The sequence below is a fragment of the Roseitranquillus sediminis genome (genome assembly GCF_016918935.1).
GTDB classification, from domain to species: Bacteria; Pseudomonadota; Alphaproteobacteria; order Rhodobacterales; family Rhodobacteraceae; genus Roseitranquillus; species Roseitranquillus sediminis.
The window spans coordinates 1-24,802 of record NZ_JAFFOB010000014.1 but is presented as its reverse complement, the minus strand read 5'-3'; the positions used below and the strand labels follow the sequence as shown (position 1 = coordinate 24,802).

At 66.6% G+C, this 24,802-nt stretch carries 27 protein-coding genes, 1 tRNA gene and 1 pseudogene; 8 read left to right on the top strand and 21 right to left on the bottom strand.

The genetic code is table 11. The features are described 5' to 3' along the window. Positions 1-10 precede the first annotated feature (10 nt). The 4 genes from pstA to rpsD all read right to left on the bottom strand — a co-directional run bounded on the left by pstA (position 11) and on the right by rpsD (position 4,861). Complete coding sequence (gene pstA / locus JM664_RS06955) at positions 11-1,297, bottom strand: phosphate ABC transporter permease PstA (protein ID WP_227419197.1); 1,287 nt, start codon at positions 1,295-1,297, stop codon at positions 11-13. Between the two features lie 7 nt (positions 1,298-1,304). After that, entirely contained in the window at positions 1,305-2,678 is a 1,374-nt protein-coding gene (pstC, locus tag JM664_RS06950; protein ID WP_227419196.1) for a phosphate ABC transporter permease subunit PstC, read from the bottom strand. A gap of 60 nt (positions 2,679-2,738) precedes the next feature. Next, a complete protein-coding gene (locus JM664_RS06945; protein ID WP_227419195.1) occupies positions 2,739-3,785 on the bottom strand; it encodes a substrate-binding domain-containing protein in 1,047 nt (348 codons plus the stop codon). Positions 3,786-4,240: 455 nt separating this feature from the next. Continuing rightward, positions 4,241-4,861, bottom strand: a complete 621-nt coding sequence (gene rpsD, locus JM664_RS06940) for a 30S ribosomal protein S4 (protein ID WP_227419194.1) — start codon at positions 4,859-4,861, stop codon at positions 4,241-4,243. Between the two features lie 203 nt (positions 4,862-5,064). Between rpsD and JM664_RS06935 the strand changes: the two genes are divergently transcribed. Then, a complete protein-coding gene (locus JM664_RS06935; RefSeq protein ID WP_227419193.1) occupies positions 5,065-5,880 on the top strand; it encodes a glycosyl transferase in 816 nt (271 codons plus the stop codon). A gap of 38 nt (positions 5,881-5,918) precedes the next feature. After that, positions 5,919-7,343: a dihydrolipoyl dehydrogenase gene (locus JM664_RS06930; protein WP_227419192.1), complete on the top strand. Its 1,425-nt coding sequence runs from the start codon at positions 5,919-5,921 to the stop codon at positions 7,341-7,343. Positions 7,344-7,375: 32 nt separating this feature from the next. On the opposite strand, the gene JM664_RS06925 is transcribed toward JM664_RS06930, so the two are convergent. Together JM664_RS06925 and JM664_RS06920 are read right to left on the bottom strand one after the other, a co-directional pair. After that, positions 7,376-7,792, bottom strand: coding sequence for a DoxX family protein (locus JM664_RS06925; RefSeq protein ID WP_227419191.1), 417 nt, complete (start codon positions 7,790-7,792; stop codon positions 7,376-7,378). 89 nt (positions 7,793-7,881) lie between these two features. After that, positions 7,882-8,877, bottom strand: coding sequence for a LysR family transcriptional regulator (locus JM664_RS06920; protein ID WP_227419190.1), 996 nt, complete (start codon positions 8,875-8,877; stop codon positions 7,882-7,884). Positions 8,878-11,344: 2,467 nt separating this feature from the next. Here JM664_RS06920 and JM664_RS06915 point away from each other — a divergent pair. Then, positions 11,345-11,932 (top strand): hypothetical protein, encoded by a 588-nt coding sequence (locus tag JM664_RS06915; RefSeq protein ID WP_227419189.1) that lies wholly within the window; start codon positions 11,345-11,347, stop codon positions 11,930-11,932. Positions 11,933-12,093: 161 nt separating this feature from the next. On the opposite strand, the pseudogene JM664_RS06910 reads toward JM664_RS06915, so the two are convergent. The 13 genes and pseudogenes from JM664_RS06910 to JM664_RS06850 form a co-directional block, all read right to left on the bottom strand. Beyond that, a pseudogene (locus tag JM664_RS06910) lies at positions 12,094-12,450 on the bottom strand (hypothetical protein); the annotation flags it as partial. A gap of 186 nt (positions 12,451-12,636) precedes the next feature. Next, positions 12,637-12,711, bottom strand: a tRNA-Phe gene (locus tag JM664_RS06905). 82 nt (positions 12,712-12,793) lie between these two features. Further along, complete coding sequence (locus JM664_RS06900; protein WP_227419188.1) at positions 12,794-12,952, bottom strand: DNA gyrase inhibitor YacG; 159 nt, start codon at positions 12,950-12,952, stop codon at positions 12,794-12,796. Then, the gene (locus JM664_RS06895; protein ID WP_227419406.1) at positions 12,949-13,980 is read right to left on the bottom strand and encodes a ribonuclease E/G; all 1,032 of its coding nucleotides are present in this window, start codon (positions 13,978-13,980) and stop codon (positions 12,949-12,951) included. Before JM664_RS06895 ends, JM664_RS06900 begins: the two co-directional genes overlap by 4 nt. Continuing rightward, on the bottom strand, positions 13,977-14,561 hold the full coding sequence (locus tag JM664_RS06890; RefSeq protein WP_227419187.1) for a Maf family protein: 585 nt from the start codon (positions 14,559-14,561) through the stop codon (positions 13,977-13,979). The genes JM664_RS06895 and JM664_RS06890 overlap by 4 nt, the downstream gene beginning before the upstream one ends. Before the next feature lie 4 nt (positions 14,562-14,565). Beyond that, a complete protein-coding gene (infA, locus tag JM664_RS06885) occupies positions 14,566-14,784 on the bottom strand; it encodes a translation initiation factor IF-1 (RefSeq protein WP_037209844.1) in 219 nt (72 codons plus the stop codon). A 105-nt stretch (positions 14,785-14,889) separates the two neighbouring features. Next, positions 14,890-15,348, bottom strand: a complete 459-nt coding sequence (locus tag JM664_RS06880; protein ID WP_227419186.1) for an arsenate-mycothiol transferase ArsC — start codon at positions 15,346-15,348, stop codon at positions 14,890-14,892. A 4-nt stretch (positions 15,349-15,352) separates the two neighbouring features. Continuing rightward, complete coding sequence (locus tag JM664_RS06875; protein ID WP_227419185.1) at positions 15,353-15,835, bottom strand: UPF0262 family protein; 483 nt, start codon at positions 15,833-15,835, stop codon at positions 15,353-15,355. 49 nt (positions 15,836-15,884) lie between these two features. After that, positions 15,885-17,189: a histidinol dehydrogenase gene (hisD, locus tag JM664_RS06870; protein WP_227419184.1), complete on the bottom strand. Its 1,305-nt coding sequence runs from the start codon at positions 17,187-17,189 to the stop codon at positions 15,885-15,887. A 45-nt stretch (positions 17,190-17,234) separates the two neighbouring features. Next, a complete protein-coding gene (locus tag JM664_RS06865; protein WP_227419183.1) occupies positions 17,235-17,729 on the bottom strand; it encodes a GNAT family N-acetyltransferase in 495 nt (164 codons plus the stop codon). Then, positions 17,726-18,205, bottom strand: coding sequence for a DUF2948 family protein (locus tag JM664_RS06860; RefSeq protein ID WP_227419182.1), 480 nt, complete (start codon positions 18,203-18,205; stop codon positions 17,726-17,728). The genes JM664_RS06865 and JM664_RS06860 overlap by 4 nt, the downstream gene beginning before the upstream one ends. Beyond that, entirely contained in the window at positions 18,202-19,467 is a 1,266-nt protein-coding gene (gene murA, locus JM664_RS06855; protein WP_227419181.1) for a UDP-N-acetylglucosamine 1-carboxyvinyltransferase, read from the bottom strand. Before murA ends, JM664_RS06860 begins: the two co-directional genes overlap by 4 nt. Next, positions 19,467-19,607 (bottom strand): hypothetical protein, encoded by a 141-nt coding sequence (locus tag JM664_RS06850; RefSeq protein ID WP_227419180.1) that lies wholly within the window; start codon positions 19,605-19,607, stop codon positions 19,467-19,469. The genes murA and JM664_RS06850 overlap by 1 nt, the downstream gene beginning before the upstream one ends. 103 nt (positions 19,608-19,710) lie before the next feature. Here JM664_RS06850 and JM664_RS06845 point away from each other — a divergent pair, with 103 nt between their 5' ends. Continuing rightward, positions 19,711-19,893, top strand: a complete 183-nt coding sequence (locus JM664_RS06845; RefSeq protein WP_227419179.1) for a hypothetical protein — start codon at positions 19,711-19,713, stop codon at positions 19,891-19,893. 7 nt (positions 19,894-19,900) lie between these two features. Beyond that, the gene (locus JM664_RS06840) at positions 19,901-21,367 is read left to right on the top strand and encodes a sodium:solute symporter family protein (protein WP_227419178.1); all 1,467 of its coding nucleotides are present in this window, start codon (positions 19,901-19,903) and stop codon (positions 21,365-21,367) included. A gap of 8 nt (positions 21,368-21,375) precedes the next feature. Here JM664_RS06840 and JM664_RS06835 read toward each other — a convergent pair whose 3' ends face one another. Together JM664_RS06835 and JM664_RS06830 are read right to left on the bottom strand one after the other, a co-directional pair. Further along, complete coding sequence (locus JM664_RS06835) at positions 21,376-21,564, bottom strand: DUF3008 family protein (protein WP_227419177.1); 189 nt, start codon at positions 21,562-21,564, stop codon at positions 21,376-21,378. 57 nt (positions 21,565-21,621) lie between these two features. Beyond that, positions 21,622-22,581 (bottom strand): NAD(P)/FAD-dependent oxidoreductase, encoded by a 960-nt coding sequence (locus JM664_RS06830; protein ID WP_227419176.1) that lies wholly within the window; start codon positions 22,579-22,581, stop codon positions 21,622-21,624. Between the two features lie 212 nt (positions 22,582-22,793). On the opposite strand from JM664_RS06830, the gene JM664_RS06825 reads away from it, so the two are divergent. Genes JM664_RS06825 through JM664_RS06815 form a run of 3 tightly spaced genes read left to right on the top strand, consistent with a single transcriptional unit; the run spans position 22,794 to position 24,778 of the window. After that, positions 22,794-23,204 carry a hypothetical protein gene (locus JM664_RS06825; RefSeq protein WP_227419175.1) on the top strand — a complete coding sequence of 137 codons (411 nt, stop codon included), beginning with the start codon at positions 22,794-22,796 and terminating at the stop codon, positions 23,202-23,204. After that, entirely contained in the window at positions 23,201-24,577 is a 1,377-nt protein-coding gene (locus JM664_RS06820) for a relaxase/mobilization nuclease domain-containing protein (RefSeq protein WP_227419174.1), read from the top strand. The genes JM664_RS06825 and JM664_RS06820 overlap by 4 nt, the downstream gene beginning before the upstream one ends. Positions 24,578-24,601: 24 nt before the next feature. Further along, positions 24,602-24,778, top strand: coding sequence for a hypothetical protein (locus JM664_RS06815; protein WP_227419173.1), 177 nt, complete (start codon positions 24,602-24,604; stop codon positions 24,776-24,778). The last annotated feature ends 24 nt before the right edge of the window (positions 24,779-24,802 follow it).

Here is a 24,802-nt window from a genome sequence, read left to right as displayed (position 1 = left end):
GGCAAGGCTCCTACCAAGTGCGTTGGAAGCGGTTGCGAAGGTAGATCGCGACCGCGTTCATCATCACGAGGAAGCCCAGCAGCACCATGATAGCTGCGGAGGTCCGGCTGACGAAACCCCGCTCCGGGCTGTCGGCCCAGATGAAGATCTGCGTCGGCAACGCGGTCGACGAGTCGAAGGGCGTGGCCGGCGCCGATGTGATGAAGGCGTTCATCCCGATGAGCAGCAGCGGAGCGGTCTCGCCCAGCGCCTGCGCCAGTCCGATGATCGTCCCGGTCAGGATGCCCGGCATGGCCAGCGGCAGGACGTGCTGAAAGACGACTTGGTGCCTGGACGCGCCGACCCCCAGCGCCGCCTCGCGGATCGAGGGCGGCACCGCCTTCAGCGCCGCACGCGTGGCGATGATGATCGTCGGCAGCGTCATCAGCGCCAGCGTCATGCCGCCCACGAAGGGCGACGAGCGCGGCATGCCGAACCAGCCGAGGAACACCGCGAGCGCAAGCAGGCCGAAGACCACCGACGGCACCGCCGCGAGGTTGTTTATGTTGACCTCGATGAGGTCCGAGAAGCGGTTCCGCGGCGCGAACTCCTCGAGGTAGATCGCCGCCCCTATGCCCACGGGGAAGGACAGCACGAAGCATGTCGCAAGCGCGTAGAAGGAACCGATTATCGCCCCCTTTAGGCCCGCCAGCTCGGGGAAGCGCGAGTCCGCGTTGAAGAAGAGCGCCCAGTTGAACGTCGCCTCGACCCGTCCCTCCTCGACCAGCCGGTCGAAGTACGCGATCTGCGCGTCGTCGAGACGGCGGAACTGCTCCGGCGTCTCGCGGTCGATAAAGCCCTTGTAGAGCTGGTCGTAGGTGTCGGCGACGGGCACGCTGACCGCCACTGTCTCGCCGACGAGGTCGGGGTTTTCCACGATGAGGTCGCGGATTGTCCAGCGCGCGCCGTCGCTGAGGATGCCCGTCAGGCGCCGGAGCTCGGCCGTGCCCTCGACCTCGGGGAACTGCGCCTGCATCGTGGCGGCGAGCACGGCGTTGAAGTTGCTCCGCGGAAGGTCGTCGACGTCGATTGCTTCCGGGTCGAAGAATACGTCGATCTCGACGTGCGTCTGGACGAAGGCGCTGTAGCCGCTCGAGATGATCGAGACGAGCAGGATGCCAAGCATCAGGAACGCGATCCCGATCGAGACCATGCCGGCATACTTCAGCCGGTTCTGACGGCGGCGCCGTGCCTTGAGGCGGCTCGACGTCTCGGGCGACGCCCAGTCGATGCCGCGGGTGGGTGTGGTCTCGGTCATCGGCGCCTCAGTCGTAGGCCTCGCGATACCTGCGCACGATGCGCAGCGCGAGGATGTTGATGGCCAGCGTCACCAGGAAAAGCATCATCCCCAGGGCGAAGGCGGCCAGGGTCTTGGGGTTGTCGAACGCGGTGTCGCCGATCAGCAGCGTCACGATCTGCACCGTGATCGTCGTGACCGACTCGAGCGGGTTGATCGTCATCTGCGCGATCAGGCCCGCTGCCATCACGACGATCATCGTCTCGCCGATGGCGCGGCTGACCGCCAGCAGAACGCCACCGACGATGCCGGGGATGGCCGCGGGAAAGAGCACGTTCAGCATGGTCTCGCCCCGCGTCGCGCCGAGCGCGAGCGCGCCGTCGCGCAGGGCGCGCGGTACGGCCGACAGCGCATCGTCGGCGAAGGACGAGATGAACGGGATCAGCATGATGCCCATCACGCCGCCCGCCGCGAGCGCGGTGTTGGGCGAAACGTCGAGACCGATCGACTGCCCAAACTGGCGGATCGCCGGCGCGACGACCAGGATTGCGAAGAAACCGTAGACCACCGTCGGAACGCCCGCCAGGATCTCGAGCAGCGGCTTGACCACCGACCGGACACGGCGCGAGGCGAACTCGTTGAGGTAGATGGCCGAGAAGAGACCGACCGGCACCGCCACGGTCAGCGCCACGACCGTGATGACAAGCGTGCCGAGCAGAACGGGCAGCCAGCCAAAGGCTCCCTCGGCCGCGATCTGGTCCTCGCGGATCGGGATCTGGGGCTCCCAATTCGTGCCGAAAAGGAATTCGGTGACCGGCACCATGCTGAAGAAGCGGACCGTCTCGAAGAGCAGCGACGCGACGATGCCGAGGGTCGTGAAGATCGCGACGAGCGAGCAGAAGATCAGCAGTCCGCCGATGATCCCCTCGACTCGCTGCCGGGCGCGGAACTCGGGCGAGACGCGCCTACGCGCCAGGAAGAGCATCGCCGCGATGAGGGCGAGAAGGACCACGTACATCAGCACCAGAGACTGGCCGCGCAGCGCCTCCAGCCGAGCGGCGGCTTCCATCTTCCAGGGTTCGGGCTGGCCGAAGATGCGGCCGCCGGCGATCGACTTGATCTCGGCAAGCACGAGCTGGACCTGCCCGGTGGCGGACCCGGCGAGCTCGTCAGCGACGCTCGCGAGCACCAGCCGATCGATCACGACGCCCTGCAGCATCAGCCAGAGCACGATGAGGATGAAGGCGGGGAGCGCCACGAGGAGAAACGAATAGCCGCCGTGGAAGCCGCCGAGCGAATGCAGCCGCTCGCCCCGGTCGCGTATCTGAAGCGCGGCGCGGCGGTTCAGGACGTAGCCGAAGATCGCAGCGGCGAAGAGGATGAGGAAGGCCAGCAATGTCATGCGCGAGATCCGGGTCGGGGAGCGCGCCGCCCGGCAGACCGGGCGGCGCAGGCTGCTGCGTCAGTCGGCCGGCGCGTCCATCGGCACGGCGTTGATGACACGGTCCTGCATCTCGGCGCGGCGATCGTCGCCCAGCGGGACAAGGCCTCGCTCCGAGAGGTAGCCGCCGGGCGCCAGCGCGTCCTCGGACATGTACTCCTCGATGAACTCCTGAAAGCCCGGAATCACGCCGCGATGCGCGTTCTTGGTGTAAAAGTAGAGCGGCCGCGCGATCGGGTACGAGAAGTCGGCGATCGTGTTTTCGTCAGGGGCGACACCCTCGATCAGCACCGGCTTCAGCGTGTCGAGGTTCTCGAAGAGGAATGAGTAGCCGAAGATGCCCATCGCGTTTGAGTCAGCGTTCAGGCGCTGGACGATGAGGTTGTCGTTCTCGCCCGCCTCGACGAACGGACCGTCCTGGCGCATCCGCGAGCAGTTCTGCTCGATCCAGTCGTCGTCGTGTCCCTGGCTCTCGACGTATTCGAGCTGCTCGCAGCCGGCGAGCATGGCAAGCTCCACGAAGGCGTCGCGCGTGCCCGACGTCGGCGGCGGGCCGTAGACCAGGATCTCGCTGTCCGGCAGGTCGGGGTTGATGTCGGACCACGTCTCGTGCGGGTTGTCGACCCACTCGCCATCGACCGGCACCTGGGCGCCAAGAGCCTGATAGACCTCGCCCAGCGTCAGGTCCCACTCGTCCCCGTTCGAGCGCGAGATGGCGATCGAGAGGCCGTCGTACCCGATGAGCGCCTCGGAAACGCTCTCGACGCCGTTCTCCTGGCAGAGCTGGTATTCCGACGGCCGCATGGCGCGCGATGCGCCGGTGAGATCGGGATGCTGCTCACCGATGCCGCCGCAGAAGATCTGCATTCCGCCGCCGGTGCCCGTCGATTCGACGATGGGTGACGGCGCGCCGGTCACGTTGGCGAACTGCTCCGCCACAGCCTGGGTATAGGGGAAAACGGTAGATGATCCGACGATGCTGATCTGCTCCCGGCCTTGCGCCTGGGCCATATTGGCCGACGCTGCCATGACCAACACCGTGGCGGCACCTGCTCTTGCGATCGACATGTATCCTGCTCCTGATCTTGCTTTCGGCCGCTGCTGCGGCGCGACGTCTGCGGGATAAGTTCGCGGCAAGACACCTATGTAAACGCCCTGTAACAGCAGTATGAAAATCGGAGCTTCGGACCCGAGGTCAAGCCGCCGGTGCCGGAGACGAAACTCTTGGGGTGAATTCTGCCCGACCCGCTCGCCTTCGAGGTGCTCCAATGGCGGGTAGCGGGCGAGAAGATTGAGGGCCGCAGCGGCATGCCGCCATGTGCAGTTGCCCCAGCCAATGCAAGCGAGCTCGGGAGCGCAGTGCGCGCGCCGGCACGGAGTCCACAACGGGGGCAGAAGCCGCCTGACGGATTGCGGCAGCAACATTTCAAGCGGCACGCGCCTGCGCCCAAGAGAAACGGCGCCGGACTTGCCGACGCCGTAGTGATCTCTCCCGACGATGCAGCGGCCGCGGCCGCTCGCGATCAGTTCTGGGCGTAGTATTCGATTACGAGATTCGGCTCCATCTGCACCGGATAGGGCACGTCGCCCAGGCCAGGCGTCCGCACGAAGCGCGCGGTCATCTTGGAGTGGTCGACCTCGATGTAATCGGGCACGTCGCGCTCCGGCAGGCCCACGGCCTCGAGCACGATGGCGAGCTGCTTCGAACGGGCGCGCACCTCGACGACGTCGTCTTCCTTGACGCGGTAGCTAGGGATGTTGACCCGCTGGCCGTTCACCAGGACGTGGCCGTGGTTCACGAACTGCCGCGCGGCCCAGATCGTGGGCACGAACTTGGCGCGGTAGACCACAGCGTCGAGACGCCGCTCCAGGAGGCCGATCAGCAGCTCACCGGTGTCGCCGCGCACGCGCTCGGCCTCCGCGAAGATGCGGCGGAACTGCTTTTCCGTCAGGTCGCCGTAGTAGCCCTTGAGCTTCTGCTTGGCCCGAAGTTGCAGGCCGAAGTCGCTCATCTTGCCCTTGCGGCGCTGGCCGTGCTGGCCGGGGCCGTATTCACGGCGGTTCACCGGGGACTTCGGGCGGCCCCAGATGTTCTGGCCCATCCGGCGGTCGATCTTGTACTTGGCAGAGGTGCGTTTCGTCACCGTCTGATCTCCTTCGCGATGTGAAGGGCGTTGTCCTTTGCCTCGCGGCCGACAGGCATCCCCTCGCGGGGGCCACCAACACCAATGACTCCGCACCCCTCGGGGCCGGAACGGCGCGCTTATACCGGCGGCGGAGGGGCTGTCAACAGCGGGGCTTGCGGCCGCGGGCGATCCTCTGGGATATGTCGGCAGGCGGAGGGCGCATGAAGCAGGTCATCTCGATCAAGTGGGGCAAGCGCTATGGCGCCGAGTATCCCAACCGGCTTTTCGCCGCGGTCTCGCGCCACCTTTCGCCGCCGTTCCGGTTCATCTGCTTCACCGACGACCCGACCGGCCTGGTCGAGGGGATCGAGGCGATGCCGCTGCCCCCGCTCGACTGCGAGATGCCGGTCAACACGCTCGGCAAGTGGGGCAAGGCGCGGCTCTGGAGCGAGCGACTCGGCGGACTGACCGGAACGGTGCTCTTCATCGACCTCGACGTGGTGATCCTGTCGTCGCTCGACCCGCTCTTTGAGTTTGGCGAGGCCAACGACGTGGTCCTCGCCCGCAACCCGAACACACCCTTCGAACGGCTGGGCCAGACCTCGATCTACCGGATGCCGGTGGGCAGGCTGGCCTCGCTTAAGGCTGACTTCGAGGCCGACCCGCAGGGCGTCGCCGATCGCTTCCGCTTCGAGCAGCGGTTCGTGACGCGCCGCGCGCCGGACGGCGTCCGCTTCTGGCCGCGCGGCTGGGTGGCTGTTTACAAGTGGCACTGCATCCCGCCGTTTCCGCTGAACTACGTCCGCACACCACGTCCGCCGCGGAAGGCCAAGGTCGTGATCTTTCCCGGGCCGCTCAACCCGCCCGACGCGATCGAAGGGCGCTTCCGTCGCCACACGCCGATCCGCTCGCCGGTCGAGCATCTGCGGGCGACGTTCGACGGCGCGCGCAAGGTCAGTGTTCTCGCGCACCTGCGCCACTACGTCCGCCCCGCGCCGTGGGTGGCGGAGCATTGGAACGACCCCTCCGTCCGCTGAGGCGCGTTGGGAGGGACGAGCATGCGGAGGCGCGAGACATGAGCCGGGACGAACTGTCGGTAGATGTGGCGATCGTAGGTGCGGGCACCGCAGGGCTCTCGGCGCTGCGCGAGGTGCGGCGGCGCACCGAGAGCTTCGTGCTCGTGAACGACCCGCCCTACGGCACGACCTGCGCCCGCGTCGGGTGCATGCCGTCGAAGGCGCTGATTGCCGCGGCTAACGCCATGCACACCCGCGCTCGCCTGGGTGAGTTCGGCATCCGCGGCGGGCAGGCGCTGGAGGCTGACATCCCCGCAGCGCTGCGGCGCGTGCGCGCGCTGCGCGACCATTTCGTGGCGGGCGTGCTGGAGGCGACCGACGATCTCGGCGAACGCAACATCGCCGGGCGGGCGCGCCTCGAGGGTCCGGATCGCCTGGTCGTCGGCGGGCGCGTCATCCGGGCGCGGCAGGTGATCCTCGCCCCCGGCTCCAGCCCGATCGTGCCCGAGGAATGGCGCGCCTTCGGCGACCGTGTTCTCACGACGGATACGCTCTTCGAGCAGGAGGACCTGCCGCGCCGGATCGGGGTTGTCGGCCTCGGCGCGATCGGCGTGGAGGTCGCGCAGGCGCTGGCGAGGCTCGGCCTCGATGTGCAGGGCTTCGAGGGCGCGCCGCATGTCGCCGGCATCGCCGACGAAGGCATTGCCGCGGCCATGCGCGACTGGCTCTGCGAGGAGTTCCCCGTGCACCTCGATGCGCAGGTCGACCTGCGCGAGGCCGATGGCGACCTCGAGATTCGCTGGCGCGGACGAAGCGTAGTCGTGGACAAGGTCGTGGTGGCGGTAGGCCGGCGGCCGAACATCGCCGGGCTGGGCCTCGAGACACTCGGCGTGCCGCTTGACGAGCGCGGAATGCCGGAGGTGGACGCCACCACGATGCGGATCGGCGAGACACAGGTCCTGCTCGCCGGCGACGCGAACGGCAGGCGGCCTCTCCTGCACGAGGCCGCCGACGACGGACACATTGCGGGGATCAACGCCACGAGCGACGAGCCGGTGCGGCTTGCGCGACGCACGCTCCTCGGCATCGTCTTCTGCGACCCCGAGGTGGCTACCGTCGGACAGCGGCCGGAAGAGCTGGAGCCGCACGAGTTCCTGCGCGGCGAGGTGGACTTCGCCTCGCAGGGCCGTGCGCGGACGATGCAGGAAAACCGCGGGCGGCTGCACGTCTATGCCGCGCCGACTGACGGGCGGCTGCTCGGCGCCGAGATCGCGGCACCCGCCGCCGAGCACATGGCGCACCTCCTCGCGCTCGCGGTGAGCCAGCGGCTGACGGTGCATGACCTCCTCAGGATGCCGACCTACCATCCAACGCTGGAAGAAGGCTTGCGCACCGCGCTCCGCGCGATCGCCCGCCACCTGCCGCCGTGCAGTATCTCGGACCTGGCGGAATGCGGCTCGCTCGGCGCCGAGGCGCTAGAATAGGCGCCACCTTCTCGAAGGGCGGCGCACACCTTTCAGATGGCCCGCTGCGGCTCGCGCCGACCGGACAGCGCGCTGTCGACGCTCCAGGGGCCGGGGCCTGCGAAGACGATGTAGAGGAAGACGAAGCAGAAGAGGATGGCCGCGTCACCACCGTTGAGCGCGGGATAGGGGCTCTGCGGCGCGTGCGCGATCCAGTACGCAGCGGCCATGAGGCCCGAGAGGACGAACGCCGTCGGTCGCGTGAACCAGCCGACGATCAGCAGCGCGCCGCCGAAGAGTTCAAGAACGCCGGCGATCCAAGGCAGAGAGAGCACCGCCGGCGAGAAGTCCGAGGCCGGAAAACCGAGCAGTTTCTGCGTGCCATGGGCAAAGAAAATGAGAGCGGAGACGATCCTGAGGACGCTGAGCATGCGCGGCGCCCAGGCCTCCTGCGTTCGAGAAGAAATCATGACGGTTCCTTTCCGACACCAGCGATGATGATGCAGCCGCCGGCACCGGCGACACTCGCCACGTCAGATCGCGCACTCCGGCGAAAAGATTAATCCCGGCCGCTGGCAGATGATTGCTGCCGATATGGAAGCGATACGATCCCGCGCTCCCATGGCGGCTCGCCGCGGTAACGGGCAGCTAGGAAGTCGACGAGGACCCTCACCTTCGCCGCCAGATGCCGACTGTGCGGATAAAGCGCATGCACGTCTAGCGGCGGGGACGCCTGATGCCCCAGCAGCACCCTGACCGCACCCGCCCGCACCGCCGGCGCAGCCACGAACGCCGGAACGTGGGCGAGCCCGAGGCCGGCCTCCGCGGCACTCAGGCAGGCGTCGGCGCTGGAAAAGCGCAGGCGCCCGAAAACCGGCACGGCGAGGGAACCACCTGCCATGTCCGAGAAGACCCAGCGACCGGGATCGCGCAGGTTCGAGTCGAGGATGCATTCGTGGCGCGAGAGGTCGGTTGCCGTGACGGGCGGACCGTGTGCCGCGATGTACGCGTCCGAGGCGACCAGCAGGAGGCGCGCCGTGCTGAGCTTTCGCGCCACAAGGCTACTGTCCGAGGGCCGGCCGATGCGGATCGCGAGGTCGAAGCCCTCGTCCACCACGTTGACCAGCCGGTCGGTGAAGCTGACATCCAGCCGGATGTCGGGATAGCTGGCGGCGAAGGCGTTCAGCATCGGGGCGAGCTCCAGGCTCCCGAATGACAGCGGCGCCGTCAGCCGCAGCAGACCCCGCGGCGACTGGGAAATGTTCCGCACGGCGAGGTCGAGCGCGTCCCACTGGTCGAGCAGATCGCCCACCTGCTCGAAGTAGGCCTGCCCCGCCTCGGTGGCGGAGACCGCGCGGGTCGTGCGGTTCAGCAGACGGACGCCGAGATCCGCCTCGAGCCGCGACACCAGCTTCGACGCCTGCCCCGAACTGGTGCCAAGCCGCTCCGCCGCACGGACGAAGCTGCCGGTCTCCATCACGGCGACGAACATCCGGTCGCAGGTCAGCCGGTCCAACGCACGCTCCATCGGCCCGAGCGCAGCCTCCCGTACCACCCGCTCGTCGACCGCAGCCTTCTCGGCCGCTCCGCGGACGGTCTGCGGACGAGGTGCCGTGCCATCAGGTCAATCCCAAATCGCTCGCTCATCGAGAGCCTCCTTTGGCTGATCAACGGGCCCACCTCGATAGAGGTCCCACGGCCCCTGCCCCGGCAGAGGCCCGCCGACTGCCTGGCTTCCATCCGACGCTGATCAGGTCGCCACGGGGGCACTTGGCGGTGGGCGTTTCGGGAACACGGACGAGGGACCATGAGGGGTGAGCATCGCGGTTCCCGAGACCCGCTGCAGCTGCTGACCAAAGCACGGGGAGCCGCATCTGCGACGCACCGGCTCCGCCCGATCTGCTCGCGCGATCCGACGTCCGGCTCTCCGTGCCGCTGCCGTCCAGAGGGTGTCGCCACGACGGGCTGATCGCCGATCCCAACACCGCCCGCGATGCGTCGGCGGAAGGGTTCGCGAAGTTGATCAACGGCTGTCGCGAAGGCGGGCACCTCTACGCTGGGCACACTCCTGTTTTCTGGCCCAACTGTGCATGTCAGCTTCGCCGCCTTGATGGACTTTACTGAACGACAATCCGAGATCGACCGCAGTCAGAACGAGGGGCGGCAAAGCCACCGTTCGGGAGCTAAGATTGTGGACCGAAGATGACTTTCCCGATCGAAAGAGGCTGGCAATTTGCTAGGCAGCTCGTCGACTTCAAGGATCCGTCTCTCGTCGTTAAACCGTTTGCTCGTCGGTTTTCCGCGCAACCGCGTCGCCTGACTGGAGGCGGATATGCCGGCCGCTCACGATGCGATTGAACGCGCTCGCCCAATGGCGCAGCTGACGCGTGCTTGTTTCGTCCGTGTGATCTTGAAACGTAACTACGGTGGTCGAGCTTGGCGTAGCACGTGCTGGAGTAGCAAAGCTAGCGACTGAAGTAGCTGCGTTTCTTGACAAGCGCCTGAAGGCTGCACTTCGTCAAGTATTTCTCCGGCAGCGTGCAGCGCGATGGCAGGCAGGAGCTGATTGCCTTGCAGGAGCCGTTCGCCTGTAGGCAGCCGGCATGTCTGCCGGGAATGGCTCGGGAAAGGCCGGCGCTTGCGGATGCCGGCGCCGCGAGTGTGTCCATTGTGGCCAGAGTAGAAAAAAGCGCTTCCATTTTCGGTCTTCGGACTAATGTATCTCCGGACAGGTACGGAGCCAACAGTGACGGCAGACTGCGATTCGGAATGCGGCCGCCGAAAATCAGATCATCTCCGGCATTGCTTGCAAGGGTCTCCGCATCCTCTCGCCGGCAGCGTGTGAGCGTCCGGCGCCACTCCCGCGCTTCATGATCAGAAAAGAACGGTGCGCTCGGGGCGAGGCAATGCACGGCTTGCTCTACCTCTTCAATCCCGTTTTGGAAGATTTCTTCCTCATGTTCTACATGTTGATCCGACGCTCGGCGGCCTCCGAATGTAGCGCCGCCTCGAGCGCCGGCGCGTCGTCGCTGTAGATCATCGCGTGCGTTTGCACGAGAACCGCACGCTCGAGTCGCCCACATCGAGAACAGATCGTCGGGGCCGAGGCGTCGCGTGAATCCGCCCTTCACGACGTCCCAGTCGACGCTTTGCGGACCCGCTATGTGCTCGCGATGGACCCGGACAGCGTGTTACAAAACCGGCGCGCCGACGGCTACGAGGGGCGGTGGCTCGTGTAGATGTTTCTCTACGGGAACGACGAGGGTTACGGCTTTTCCGGCTGCCGGGCGGGCGAGTCTGGCGCGGCGCACAGCCTCTATGCCCCGTCGCCGTCGTCCCGCCAGACGAGGCGCCGCGACCAACTTCGGCGGCCAGCACGCAGCGGCCGGCTGCCGGCGCGATGTCTTTTCCCTGACAAACAGCATTCGGCCGAAAACGTGCGCTAACGCTGCCTCACGCACCCAGCGGCGTGGTCGGGGAGATTTGAAGTCAGCACGCACTCGCTCGCAGCATCCGCTTGACTCAGCTAAGGGTTCCAGACCTGCTTTAGGCGCGACTAGAACAAGCGATAAGGGGCACTTCATCCCTTCAACAAACGGACATAGGGTCACCCTGAGACCGACGATGAAACGCAAAACAACGCCACCTAGGCCCGGACGCCCTTGAGCCGAAGCAAATCAAGTAAAAAACGGTCGCGAGGTAGCCATGCGACGAACTGATTTCCCTGAGATAGACGAATTGTAAGGGATTGCACAGCCGAGACACAAGGATACGTTCTCACAAAACGACTTGGCGCACGACGAGAAGCGATATGCACGGTATGCTATCGCTTATCTTGCTGGAAGAAATATCCAAGTTACCAAAAACGTCTACCGATGGGTTTACACGTCCACCTTTTGGCTCTTTTCGATTTCGTTTCTGACACGATACTTCTTGGCGTGATACTTTGGCGCACTTTGTAGGGGCTCAAGGGTGAATGCAGCACAGTAAATTCAAGAGGACGAGTGGAAGGACGGACTACCTTGGTCGCGAGGAACGTTTTGTATCAGGTTGGGAAACATCTTCAGATGAATGGTGAGCCAGAAGAGAAAAACTACCATCGTGTGTACTTCCCAATCGGCTATGCAGAAGTTAAGTGGGAACACCTCGAGACGCGGCTCTTTGAGCTGTATTCTGCGTTAGCCAGCAATGATCGCTTCGCCGACACCCAAGCGTATAGCACGCTCTTAGCTTTCAAAACGCGCGCCGAGGTCATAAAGCGTTTAGCAGCCTATAGGCTAAAGGACAAGCCGAACCGCCTTGAAAGGCGCAAGACGTTGATTGAGCGAGTTCTTCGACTTTCAAAACGGCGCAACGAGGCGCTTCATGGACAACTTGCGAAAGTAATGGACAATGCGAGGGCGGACGCTGAAGGGAACAGAAAGAAGGGACTTAGAATTCATAATTCCATCCGTGAATCAACTTATGACACTTTCGCTTCTACGAAAAGGTACTCGCACAGCGCCGACGCAATTCTCGGGTTTGGTAACAGCTTCGAGGCGTGTCGGCATGACCTCAGTAATCTCATAGACGAGCTCAAAATCGTAGATCAGTCTGATTTACCCTTGTAGAGCGCGCGGCACGCACCACCCCCACCCGCCGGCACGCGCTAACGGTGCGCATAAACGTGCCTTGGCCCCGCCACTCACTCGGCTCAACTTCAACCATCGGGGGTGAAGTCTTGCCACGGCTCAACGGTTCGACTCTCATTGCTTCACCCTGAACAATCCGATCAGCCGCCGGCAGCGCCCATTTCGAGAGGGCTGTCGGGCCTGAATGCGCCGAGGATGGCGGCGATCAGGAGAGCCAAGAGCGCCCTGAGGTGGGCGAGGATCTTGCGGAGGTTGTGGTCGCAGGCGCAGAGGACGGCGAAGAGCGCGTCGCCAGTGGTTCCCTTGAGCGGGCTGCGCGTCAGCCGGCCGTCGGTCTTCATGTGGCCGGTCGCCAATGAATGCGCCAATGATTCGAGCATCATTGGCGACGGCTCGATGGCGCTGCGGCGGCGCAGGAGCCTGGCCAGTGACGGCGTGATGCCCCTGCGGGTGCCGCTGATCAGCACGCGTGTGGTCTCGACGCCGTGCCCGCGGTACGCGGTGATCGCCTCGTCGCCGCAGATGTCGACCACGTAGCCGCAGGATCGCTCGGCGCCACGGTGGAAGGTGACCGGTCTGCCTGCGCCCTTGAGCCGGAGGTTGCTGGGTTGTGCTCCGACATGTGCTACGCTCGCTTCATCCTGAGACAAAGCTGATGCGAGCCAATGGGTTAGCTGGTGATGTGGTGCCCGGGGGCGGAATCGAACCACCGACACGTGGATTTTCAATCCACTGCTCTACCCCTGAGCTACCCGGGCACGGGTGAACGGCGGACCGTTCGGGCGAGGTGGGTTCTAGACGGGCTCTGAGGAGAATGTCCAGAGGCGACGCCGCGGAAAGTCAGTCCTCGTCCGGCTTGTCCTCGACACGTACGGCATCCTCGGCCGGAACGGCGTAGCCGCCGGTCAGCCAGCGGCCAAGATCCACGTCCGCGCAGCGCTTCGAGCAGAAGGGGCGGTAATGCGGCGACGAAGGTTTCTTGCAGATCGGGCAGGTCATCCACCGACGGCCTCTCGAAGCGGGATGCGTTCGCGCTTGCGCTGCAGCTCCATGTGGGAAAGCGGCGTCCAGCCCGCAACCGATGTCTCCACGGCATCCGCCCTGAGCGCCGCGCCCAGCGCCTGCTCCAGCCGGATGCGATCACGCTTCGGCATCGGGGCGAAGTCCACGGTGATCTGGCCGCCGAGGCCCCGGCAACGGAGCTGTCGCGGCAAGGCGCGTGCCGCGTCGATGTTGGCCTTCAACCCCGCGGCCGGCGACGTGTCGCTCCCGGTGTCCACGTCCACTGCGACCAGCGCCCGCGTCGGCTCGATCGTCATCCGCCCGCCGCCGGGCAGCGCCACCTCGGGCAGCAGCAGCGCATCGATCATCTCGGTCAAGCCACGCGCCGCGAACGTATCCGCGCCTTCGATCAGGTCGTCGGCCGAGCCCCAGTCACGCAGCGCGAGGTCGTGCGGACCGGGACCGTCCAGCAGCAGTTCCGGCTCCCCCGCCGTGTCGTAAAGGATCGCGCGGGCCAATTCGCTGACCTCGGCCGCATCCGCGGTCACGTCGGCGTTGTCGGCGTCCTCCGCCGCGGAGCGCACGATGAGGCCCGCACCCTCGGGCAGCGCGATACCGTCGATCGCCTCCCTCAGCGCCACCCGACGCTCCTCGTCCGCGATGCCGCGCGAGACGTTCACGCCCGGCGCGTCCGGCGTCACGATGACGAGGCGGCTCTTGAAGAGGACACGCGTCGTGACAGGCACGGCCTTGCCCGGCTCGGCATGGCCGGTAACCTGCACCAGCAGGCGCTGACCGGGGGCGATGCCGCGGGTCTGGCGGAGGAAGGCGGAGCCATCGGGCAGGCGCAGGAAGAGGCCTCCCTGCCCCTTGGCCGGCCGCCCGGCGACCGCGCGATAGATCGCGCCGGGGACGGGCCTGTCGTCGCCCGGCGCCACGAGCAGGTCGTCGAGCTGCCCGTCGACCAGGAGCGCTGCAGCCTCGCGCCGGCGATAGGCGCCGAGCAGGACCTCGCGCCGCCTCACGTCCGCCACACAGGATAGCCGGCCGCTTCGAGCAGCGCCACGGTCTCGGCGACTGGCAGGCCGACGACGGCGCTGTGCGAACCCTGCAGCCACGGGATCAAGGCAGCCGCCGGCCCCTGGATGCCGTAGCCGCCGGCCTTTCCGCGCCAGTCCTCCGTATGGAGATAGGCGTTCACCTCGACGTCGCTCAGGCGCTTCATCTTCACGATCGTCACCACGTCGCGCTGCCATCGGCGCTTGCCCCGACGGACTGCAACGGCGGTGATGACCTTGTGGCGGCGTCCTGAGAGCTTGTGCAGGAACTCTGCCGCCTCACCAGCATCCGCCGGCTTGCCTAGGATACGGCGACCGAGCGCGACGGTGGTGTCGGCGCAGAGCACGACCTCGTCCTCGTCCGCCACGACGGCTTCAGCCTTCTCGCGAGCGATCCGCGTGCAATATTCCCGTGGCAGCTCGCGCGGCCGAGGGTCCTCGTCGATCTCCGGCGGGCGGATGTCGGCGGGTATCACGCCGATCTGGGCGAGGATCTCGAGCCGTCTCGGACTGCCTGAGCCCAGCACGAGCCGCGGCGTCGTCGCCACGGCGCTACTTGAAGCGATAGTTGATCCGCCCCTTGGTCAGGTCGTATGGCGTCATCTCGACCTGCACGCGGTCGCCGGCCAGCACCCTGATCCGGTTCTTCCGCATCTTTCCCGCCGTGTGCGCTATGATCTCATGGCCGTTCTCGAGCTCGACCCGGAATGTCGCATTCGGCAGGAGCTCCTTCACGACACCGGGAAATTCGAGCATCTCTTCCTTGGCCATGGTCACTCCGTCCTGAAACCCGCACCGGCTGCGGGCGGCCCCTAAATGCGCTCGGGTCGCGAAAGTTTCAAGAACATTCAGCGCCTCGCGGCGGCGGCCGCGCCGTCACTCCTCTTCCGTCGGCGGGCCGAAGCGGGCAATCATCCTCTCGCGGATCTGGTCGCGCGCCTGGCGATAGCTGACAAGCCGTGCCTCGCGCGTGTCGCCGAGGCCGGTCGGATCGAGGATCGGCCAGTACTCGACGTCGAGGCTGTAGATCCGCGTCAGCTCCAGCGCATGCCGCTGGCTCGCCGGCGACAGCGCCACGATCAGGTCGAAGGCCGACAGGTCGTCTCCCCATTCCTGCATCTCGTCGAAGGAGCGGACGCGGTGCCGCTCGAGCTCCACGTCGAGTTCGCGGCAGACGGCGACGCTGAAGCCGTCGACCTCCAGCTCGCCCTTCACGCCGGCCGATTGCACGTAGGCGCGCTGGCCGTAGAACTTCTTCATCAGCCCCTCTGCCATCGGCGAGCGGACGGCGTTGTGGTCACAGCAGAAGAGCACCGACTGCGGGAACCGTCCCAAGCCTTCAGCCGCCGAAGTGCAGCACGCAGATCAGCGTGAAGAGCCGGCGCGCGGTGTCGATGTCGAGCTCCGCCTTCCCCTCAAGCCGCTCCTGCAGCACCCGCGCCCCCTCGTTGTGGATGCCGCGCCGGGCCATGTCGATCGCCTCGATCTGGCTCGGCGGCAGGCGCTTGACCGCGTCGAAATAGCTTTCGCAGATCTGGAAGTAGTCCTTCACCACCTGGCGGAAGGGGCCCAGCGCCAGGTGGAACTCGGTCCGCGCCCCGCCTCCTTCCGAAGCGATGTCGAAGACGAGCCGCCGGTCGCGGATCGCGAGGGTCAGGTCGTAGGGCCCCGGCGGCACCTCCCGCCCCTCGCGCGGGAGGGGGACGAAGCTGTTGTCCTCGAGCAGGTCGAAGATCGCGACCCGCCGCTCCTGCTCGATCTCAGGCGTCGGCGCAGGCAACCCGGCATCGTCGATCTCGATGTTGCTGATGCGAGACGTCATCGCCGCGCTCCGGCGGCGGGTCTCACTCGCTGTCTGCCAGCCATCACGTCTATCGCTCGTTCAGCCGGTCGAGCCGAGCGCGGACGCTGAGCCCATGCGCCTCCAGCCTCTCGGACTGCGCGAGACGTTCGGCGGCAGGTCCGATCGCCGCGAGCGACTGCGGCGTCATCCGCGCAAGTGTCGTGCGCTTGAGGAAGTCGAGCACCGAGAGCCCGGACGAAAAGCGCGCCGAGCGCGCGGTCGGCAGGACGTGGTTCGGCCCGCCCACGTAGTCGCCAATGGCCTCGGGCGTCCAGGCGCCGAGAAAGACCGCGCCGGCGTGGCGGATCTCGCCGGCCAGCCCCTCGGGATCATCGGTACAGATTTGCAGGTGCTCGGGAGCGATGGCGTCGGCCAATTCCACGGCCTCCGAAAGGTCTCGCACCACGATCACCGCTCCGTTTTCGCGCCAGCTCGCTTCGGCGATGCTCCGCCGCTCGAGCGTGAGCAGCCGTCGCTCGACCGCCTCGTTGACGGCGCGAGCCAGTTCGGCGCTGTCGGTGACGAGGATCGCCTGCGCTGCCGGGTCGTGCTCGGCCTGGCTCAGCAGGTCGAGCGCGATCCAGTCGGGATCGTTGTTGGCGTCGGCGATCACCAGCACCTCGGACGGCCCCGCCACCATGTCAATGCCGACGCGGCCAAAGACCTGCCGCTTGGCCGCCGCCACCCAGGCGTTGCCGGGGCCGGTGATCTTGTCCACCGCGGGGATCGTCTCGGTCCCGTAGGCCATTGCGGCAATCGCCTGCGCGCCGCCGATCCTGTAGACGACGTCCACCTCGGCAAGACGCGCCGCATAGAGCACCAGCGGATTGACCTCGCCGTCGGGTGTCGGCACGCACATGACGAGCTGTCGGACGCCTGCCACCCGCGCCGGAATGGCATTCATCAGGACAGAGGACGGATATGACGCGGTGCCGCCCGGCACGTAGAGCCCCGCGGCATCGACCGCCCGCCAGCGCCAGCCAAGTTCGGCGCCGACCTCGTCCGTCAGCATCTCGTCGTGCGGCATCTGGCGGTCATGGTAGAAGCGGATGCGTTCGGCAGCGAGTTCCAGCGCGGCGCGCTCCTCCTCCGAGATCCTGGCGCACGCGTCCTCGATCTCGGCCGGTGAGAACGCCAACGTCTCGGACGTCAGCGAAAGCCGGTCAAAGCGCTCGGTCAGCTCGATGAGCGCGGCGTCTCCCCGCGCGCGCACCTCGGTGATGATCCCGGCGGCGGCCGCGTGAACCTCCTCCGACTCCTCGGCCTTGCGGTTCAGGAGCGCGGCGAAAGCGCTCCGGAAGTCGGCGGAGTCGGTGGATAGTTGGACGGCCATGCATTCTCCCCTGCCTGTCCGACATAGCTGCGCGCCTGCCCCGCCTCAAGCGTCGAGGCGCCGGACCATCAGCCACTCGTCGATCTCGCGCCCGCCGCAGCGGATCCAGCCCGGCAGGCGCGCCACCGTGCGGAAGCCCGCCCGCTCGTAGGCGCGGACCGCCATGTCGTTCCCGACGCCCACTACCAGCTCGAGCTGGAGCACGCCCTCGCGCTGCGCCCGCTCCGCCATCGCCTCGATCAGCCGGCCCGCCGCGCCGCGTCCGCGCGCGTCGGGGCAGACGTACATAGCCACGATCGTGGCACGGTGCCGCGAATGGCCGCCGGTCTGCCAATCGATCCCGCCGATCGCAACCAAACGCTCGCCCTCCCAGAGACCATAGGTGCCGCCCTCGGCCAGGAGCTCCGAGAAGGCCTCGATCGGCCGGTCGGACCAGTCTGCGACCGTGGAGGCATAGGCGTTGGGATGCGCCCGCAGCGCCTCGAGCCGGATTTCGCGAAACGCGGCGGCGTCGCCCGCGCCCAGCAGGCGGATCGTCACGGGTGGCGCGGCACGCGGCCCGAGGGCGCCGGGTAGGGCCGCGTCACGTCGCGCAGCACCATCTCAAGCGCCTCGACCTCGACGCGTATCGCCCCTCCCCCAGCCAGCGGGAATGTCAGGATACCTGCGCCGTCCTCGCCCGGCTGCCACTGGATCGCCAGGAGGCAGAGCGGGGTGTCGCCGTCAGCTTCATCCAGCCCTGCACTCGCAACCCGCTCGACATCCTCGACCACCAGCATCGTGCGCACCCGCTCGGCCGGAAGCTGGCGACGTTCGGAGGTGGCGATATCCTCCCACCTGAACCGATTCAGCAGCATGGCGAACCGGCGCTGGGACTTCTGCCACGTCAGGTCGCGCCGCGACACCACCGCGTCCTGCACGAGCGACGAGAGGACGCGCAGGTCGTCCTCATCGAGCGCCCTCAGGCGAAGCGGACCGCGCGGGTCGGCGTCCTCGAAGCGAGCATCCTCGGTCACGCGCTGATCCGTTCGATCCGGGCACCGCAGGCGCCGAGTTTCTCCTCCACCCGCTCGTAGCCACGGTCGAGATGGTAGACCCGGCTGACGACGGTCTCGCCCTCGGCGGCAAGCGCGGCGAGGATCAGGCTCACGCTTGCGCGCAGGTCCGTCGCCATCACCGGCGCCCCGTTCAGCCGCTCGACGCCGGTGACGCGCGCGGTGCCGCCGTGCACGTCGATCCTCGCGCCCATCCGCATCAGCTCGGGCGCGTGCATGAAGCGGTTCTCGAAGATCTTCTCCTCGAGCACGCTGACGCCGTCCGCGGTGCAGAGCAGCGCCATCATCTGCGCCTGAAGGTCGGTCGGGAATCCGGGGAACGGCTCGGTCGTGACATCGACCGCTTTGACGCGGCCGTTCCTTCGCACGACCTTCAAGCCCGCCTCGGTCTCGGCGACGTCGATGCCGGATTCCTCGAGCTTGTCGGCGAAGGCTGCCACGAGTTCGCGACGTCCGCCGAGCAGCTCGACCGCGCCGCCGGTGATGGCAGGCGCCAGCATGTAGGTGCCGAGCTCGATCCGGTCCGGCACCACCGCGTGCGTCGCGCCCTCCAGCCGGTCGACGCCCTCGACCGTGAGCGTCCCGGTGCCCTCGCCCTCGATGCGTGCGCCCATGCGGCGCAGGCAGCGGGCAAGGTCCATGATCTCGGGCTCGCGCGCGGCGTTCTCGATGACCGACGTGCCCCTGGCCAGCGTCGCAGCCATCAGCACATTTTCGGTCGCCCCGACGGAGACGAACGGAAAGGCGAAGCGGCCACCGGTCAGCCCGCCAGGCGCCGTCGCGTGCACGTAGCCGTCCCGCAGCTCCAGCGTCGCCCCCAGCGCCTCGAGCGCCCTGAGGTGAAGGTCCACCGGCCGAGCGCCGATCGCGCACCCGCCAGGCAGCGAAACAACGGCGTGTCCGTGCCGCGCCAGCAGTGGCCCGAGCACGAGGATCGAGGCGCGCATCTTTCGCACGATATCGTAGTCGGCAAGATGGTTCGTCAGGTCGTGCGACGAGAGCGCCAGCACTCGCCCGCCCTGCAGCGCCGTCACCTCGGCACCGAGCGACTGCAGGAGCGCGGTCATCGTCCTGATGTCGCTGAGGCGCGGCGCGTTCGTCAGCGTCAGCGGCCCATCGGTCAGCAGCGTCGCCGGCATCAGCGCCAGGCAGGCGTTCTTGGCGCCCGCGATGGGGATCTGCCCCGACAGCTCGGCGCCGCCATGCACCAGGATGGAGTCCATCACTCTTCGTCTTTCGCCTTGTCCCGCCGCGCCTGCGCCTGCGCCTTGCGCCGCGCCAGGTTCGCTTTCAGCGCGCTTCTCAGCCGGTCCTGCCGATCCTCGTCGCGCTTCTGCGATGCCTTGCCCGATGTCTCGCCCATGTCTTCCGATACCGCAGGCCGCAAAATCCGTCCAGCCGCGACGGGGTTGCCGACTACGGCCCAAGCCGCTAGCCCATTGCGTGATCGAGCGAAAGGGGACGCGGTGGGAACGAGCGGATTCCGGCTCTGGCTTGCATCTGTGGCGGCGCTGCTGCTGGCCGGTGTCGCAGTGCCCTACGCGGTCTTCGGAGGCGGAGAGCCGTCGCTCGACATCTTCGTCTTCTGGTGCCTTTTCGGCGTCGCGGTCGTGGCGCTGATCGCCGCCGGCTTCTCGAGGTGGGAGTGACGGGCCGATGACGCCGGGCCTGGTCTGGGCCGCGGTGGCGCTCTTCGCGGTGATCGGTGGCGTCATCGCCTTCGCGGCCGCCCGCGGCAATACCGGCAGCGCCGCCGACTACTACCTCGGCGGGCGCCGGATCGGAGGCGTGGTCGCTGGGCTTTCCTACGCCGCGACGACCTACTCCGCCTTCATGCTCGTCGTGTTGACTGGCCTCACCTATCGCGGCGGCGTCGGCGCGTTGGGTTTTGAACTCGTGTACTTTTCAGGGCTGACGCTGCTCGTGGTCTTTGGCCCCCGCTTCTGGCTCGCCGCGCGGCGTTGGGACTTCATCACCCCGGCCGAGATGCTGGCAGCGCGCTACGGCGACCGCAACGTCGGTCGGCTCGTGGCGGTGGTCAGTCTCGTTTTCCTCATGCCCTACTGCACGACGCAGATGGCGGGGATCGGCCTCCTGCTCTCCGGCGTGACGGGCGGCGCGATCGGGCTGGACGCCGCCGTCGCCACGGGCGCGATCCTCGCCATCTTCTGGACGCTCGTGGCCGGCCTGCGCTCGGTCGCCTGGACTGATGCCGGACAGGCGGCCGTCATGCTGGTCTCCAGCCTCCTCGCGCTCGGCTTCGTCGTCTCGGCGATCGGCGGCGTCGGCGACTTTGTCACCGCCCTGCGCACCGAGCGGGGCGAGTGGCTCGACGTTCCTGGGCCGGGGCTCTGGAGTTTTTCCACGTTTCTTGCCCTCGCGCTGCCCTGGTTCTTCTTCCCGCTCTCGAACCCGCAGGTCAGCCAGCGCCTGTTCGTCGTGCGCGACCTTGCGGCGATGCGCCGGATGATCGTCTGGGTGCTGGGTTTCGGCCTCGTCTTCACCCTGATCGCGGTGGTCTGGGGCTTTGCCGCACTGATCCTCGTGCCGGGGCTGGAGAACACGGCGACGGCCACGCCGGCGCTGCTGGGCTCGGGCGCGGTGCCGGCGGCCGTCGGCATACTGCTCGTGATCGGCATCCTGTCGGCAGCCGTTTCGACGCTCGACTCCATCGCGCTCACGCTCGGCTCAATGGTGGCCCGCGACCTCGGGCGGCGCGATGTACGGGACGCACGGCAAGTGCTGCTCGGCCGGCTGACGGTGGTACTGGTCGTTCTCTTTGCCGCGATCTTTGCGGTACGCGAGGCGGCGATCGTCGAGCAGCTCGCCGCGCTGTCGGCGGCCGCACTGATCGTGACCGTTCCCGCGACGATCGGCGCGTTCTTCTGGCGGCGAGGCACAGCCGCGGGAACATTGGCGTCGCTCATCGGGGGGGCGCTCACGGCGGCGTGGCTGGCGATGGTGCGGGGCGTCAGCGTCTTCGACCCGACGCTGCCCCTGTCGGTGTTGGGCGTCTCGACTGCCCTTTTCGCCGGCGTCAGCCTCGCGACGCGCAGCCGGCCCGAAGCGCTCGACTTTCCGCGCGAGTTGCGCACCGATCTGGACCGCCACCGCGTCTGGTGAAGCGCCCGCTACGACTTGCTGTCGTGCTCCGGCTTGCCCTTGCGCTTGCCCGAGGCCATGTCCTCGAGCTCGCTCTTGCTCATGGACTCGTACATGCTCTTCGACGGGCCCTCGAGATCGCTCTTCTTCTTGTCGCCCTTCTTTGCCGAGAGCGCGACGCCCGCCGCTTTCTGCTGAGCCTTCGACTTCGCCGGCATTTTCACCTCCGACTCGATTGGGGAGAAAACGGCAATGCCCGTACGCCGGTTCCGGTGTCACCTGGCCGGCGACGCCTCCTCACCCGGCGCCAACACCGGCAGCGCCGCGCGCACGCGGTTGTTGATGTCGGTCGCCGCGACCGCCGCCTGCCCCATCGCAACGCTGATCTGCGCCAGCCCCTGCACCACGTCGCCCGCGGCGTAGAGCCCGTCGACGCTGGTCCTCTGGTGCGCGTCGGTCGCCAAGGCTCCATCCGCGTCACACTTCACGCCGAGCGGGCGCACGAGGTTGGAGCGCACCTGCCGGCCCAGGGCCGAATAGATGGTGTCAAACTGCAGGAGTTCGCCACTCCGCATCCGCCAGGCGTCGATCCGGTCGCCATCGACCTCAAGCTCATCGACCGGATCCTCGACCATGCGCACCCCCGCCTCCGCGAGCGCCCGCCTGTCGTCGTCCGAGAACTCGAACGGCCGCCCCAGCGTCAGCAGCGTCAGGTCATCGGTATAGGCGCGTAGCAGCAGCGCCTCGCGCACCGGACACGCACCGTAGCCGATGATGCCGACGCGCTGCCCCATCGCCTCGTAGGCGTCGCAGATCGGACAGTGGCGGATCAGGCCCCGCCGGATCGCACCCCGCAGGTCCGGCAGCTCCGGCTCCCGATCCTCGACGCCCGTCGCGAAGAGGATCGTCTGCGCACGAAGCACCCTCTCCTCAACGATGGCCCGGAAGCCGTGGTCGGTCTTCTCGACCCGGCTCACCGTGCCGCGCTCAATCCTTGCGCCGTACCTCCTCGCCTGCCTGCGCATCCGGTCGAGCAATTCGATGCCCGCTATTCCTTCCGGAAAGCCGGCGTGGTTGTGGGACATGGGGATCCAGTCCGCCCGGCTCTCGCCTCCGTCGATAACGAGAAAATCGCGCCGGAACCGCGCCAGGTATATGGCCGCAGTCAGACCGGCGGGGCCACCGCCGATCACGAGGCAGTCGAGCGTCCGCTCAGGATGTGTCTTGTCGCGCATGGTTTCCCCGCAGAATTCGGCACCGCGCTTAACGCCAACGCCGACCGTTCGTTGCTACCGGAGAGAGGATGTCGACAACAGGAGGAGTCTGGTGCAGGTAGAGAGAGAAAGTTTGAACTCTCTCTTCGACATCTTGCAGGAATGGGAAACCATTCTAAAGACTTGTGATTTTCCTAACACCGTAACTCAGGACAACGATCCGGGGTGCGGTGATGAGCATTTCGGAACGTGATTTCAACAAGGCAGCGGCCAAGCCGGTAGGCAAGCGGGAAGCCCCTTTCTCGCTGCGGCTCAGCTTTGAAGAGAAAACCGCGCTGCGGGAGGCGGCGAACGGCGTGCCGCTCGGCGCTTACATCAAGGCCAAGCTCTTTGATGAGGACCTGGAAAAGGTGCGCCGCCGCAACACCAATCCTGTGCAGGATCACCAAGAGCTGGGCCGTATCCTCGGCTCGCTTGGTGCTTCGCGCCTTTCCCAGAACCTCAACCAGCTCGCCCGTGCCGCCAACCGTGGCGCTTTGCCCGTCTCGCCGGAAGTGGAGGCCGAACTCAAGCAAGCCTGCGCCGATGTCGCGGCGATGCGGGATGCCCTGATGCGTGCCCTTGGAAGCGGAGGGCCGTCATGATCCTTAAAGGTTCCCAGCGCGGCAATGCCGCCCAACTGGCCAAGCATCTGACCAACATGCGCGACAACGAGCATGTCGATCTGCACGAGCTGCGCGGCTTCATGAACGAAGACGAATTGCACGCGGCGTTGCAAGAGGCAGAAGCCATCGCCAAGGGCACGCGCTGCAAGCAGCATCTGTTCTCGCTCAGCCTGAACCCGCCCGAAGGCGTTCACGTCGATACGGCCACATTCGAGACCGCTATCGAAATGGCCGAACAAAAGCTCGGCCTCGATGGCCAGCCGCGCGCCGTAGTCTTCCATGAAAAGGAAGGGCGGCGGCATGCCCACGCCGTCTGGTCGCGGATCGATGTCGATACCATGACGGCGAAGCAGCTTTCTTTCAGCAAGATCCGGTTGATGGAGGTCTCCAAGGAACTCTACCTCCAACATGGTTGGGACATGCCAAAGGGCATGATCGACCGCGAAGCTCGCAACCCTTTCAACTTCTCGCGGGCCGAATGGCAGCAAGCACAGCGGGCCAAACAAGACCCACGTATGGTCAAGGCGCTCTTCAAGGACGCTTGGCAGCGTTCGGATTCGCCCGAAGCGCTTAAGGCCGCGCTCGAACAAAAAGGCTATTACCTCGCGCGCGGAGACCGGCGCGGCGTCGTCGCCGTGGATTATCGCGGTGAAGCCTATGCGGTGTCACGTTGGTCCGGGGTGAAGGCCAAGGATGTCAGCGCACGATTCAAGGAACCAGACGCGCTGCCGTCTATGGATGAGCAGCGGAAGGTTATCGCCGGTCTCGCCGCCGACAATCTGCGTGCGCAGGCGCGCGAGATTGCGGAAGGCTACAAGCGCCTGCGCCCCTCTATCGAGTTCAAGCGCACGCAAATGGTCGAGCGGCAGCGGATCGAGCGCACCGGCCTTGCACAGCTTCAAAAGCAGCGCGAGGAACGGGAAACGGCGGCGCGCGCGGCGCGTCTGCCGCAAAAGGGGGTGGCCAAGCTGTGGAGCCGGATCACCGGCAAATACTCCAAGCTGAAAGCCGAGAACGAACATGCTGCGTGGCAAGCGCTGCGCCGGGATCAGGCGGAACGGGACAAGGTGATTGCGCGCCAGATCGATGAGCGTCAGCGCCTGCAAGAGGTCATCAAGAAAATGCGCCAGGAGCGCAGCGAAGAAATCGCCGCCATCCGGCAGGAAATCGCGAACTACATGCTCATGCGTCAGGGCAAGGCCGTGACCATCGAGGCTACACGCCGCCCTGCGGAAACAGGCATCATCCGAAGCCGCCGCAAGGATAAGGCGCGTGAGCGCGATGATCCCGAACGGCAACGAGAACGGCAGCGGGATCGCGGCAAGGATCGTGATCGCGGCCCAGGATTTTAACCAAGGAGAAGAAAGGAGGTCGCTATGCGACACACATTGATGATCAATCTGGACGAGGCGCACGCCTTGCAGCTCGACGAGCTGCGGCAGCATTTCAAGCTGAGCGCGGAAGATACGGTGCGGCTGGCCATCCGCACCGCCCATGCCATTGAACTGGCCCCCGTTTCGACCGGACCCCCAGGCATAGCCATGGAGGCTTAGGCATATGCCTGAGCACGTGCTCAT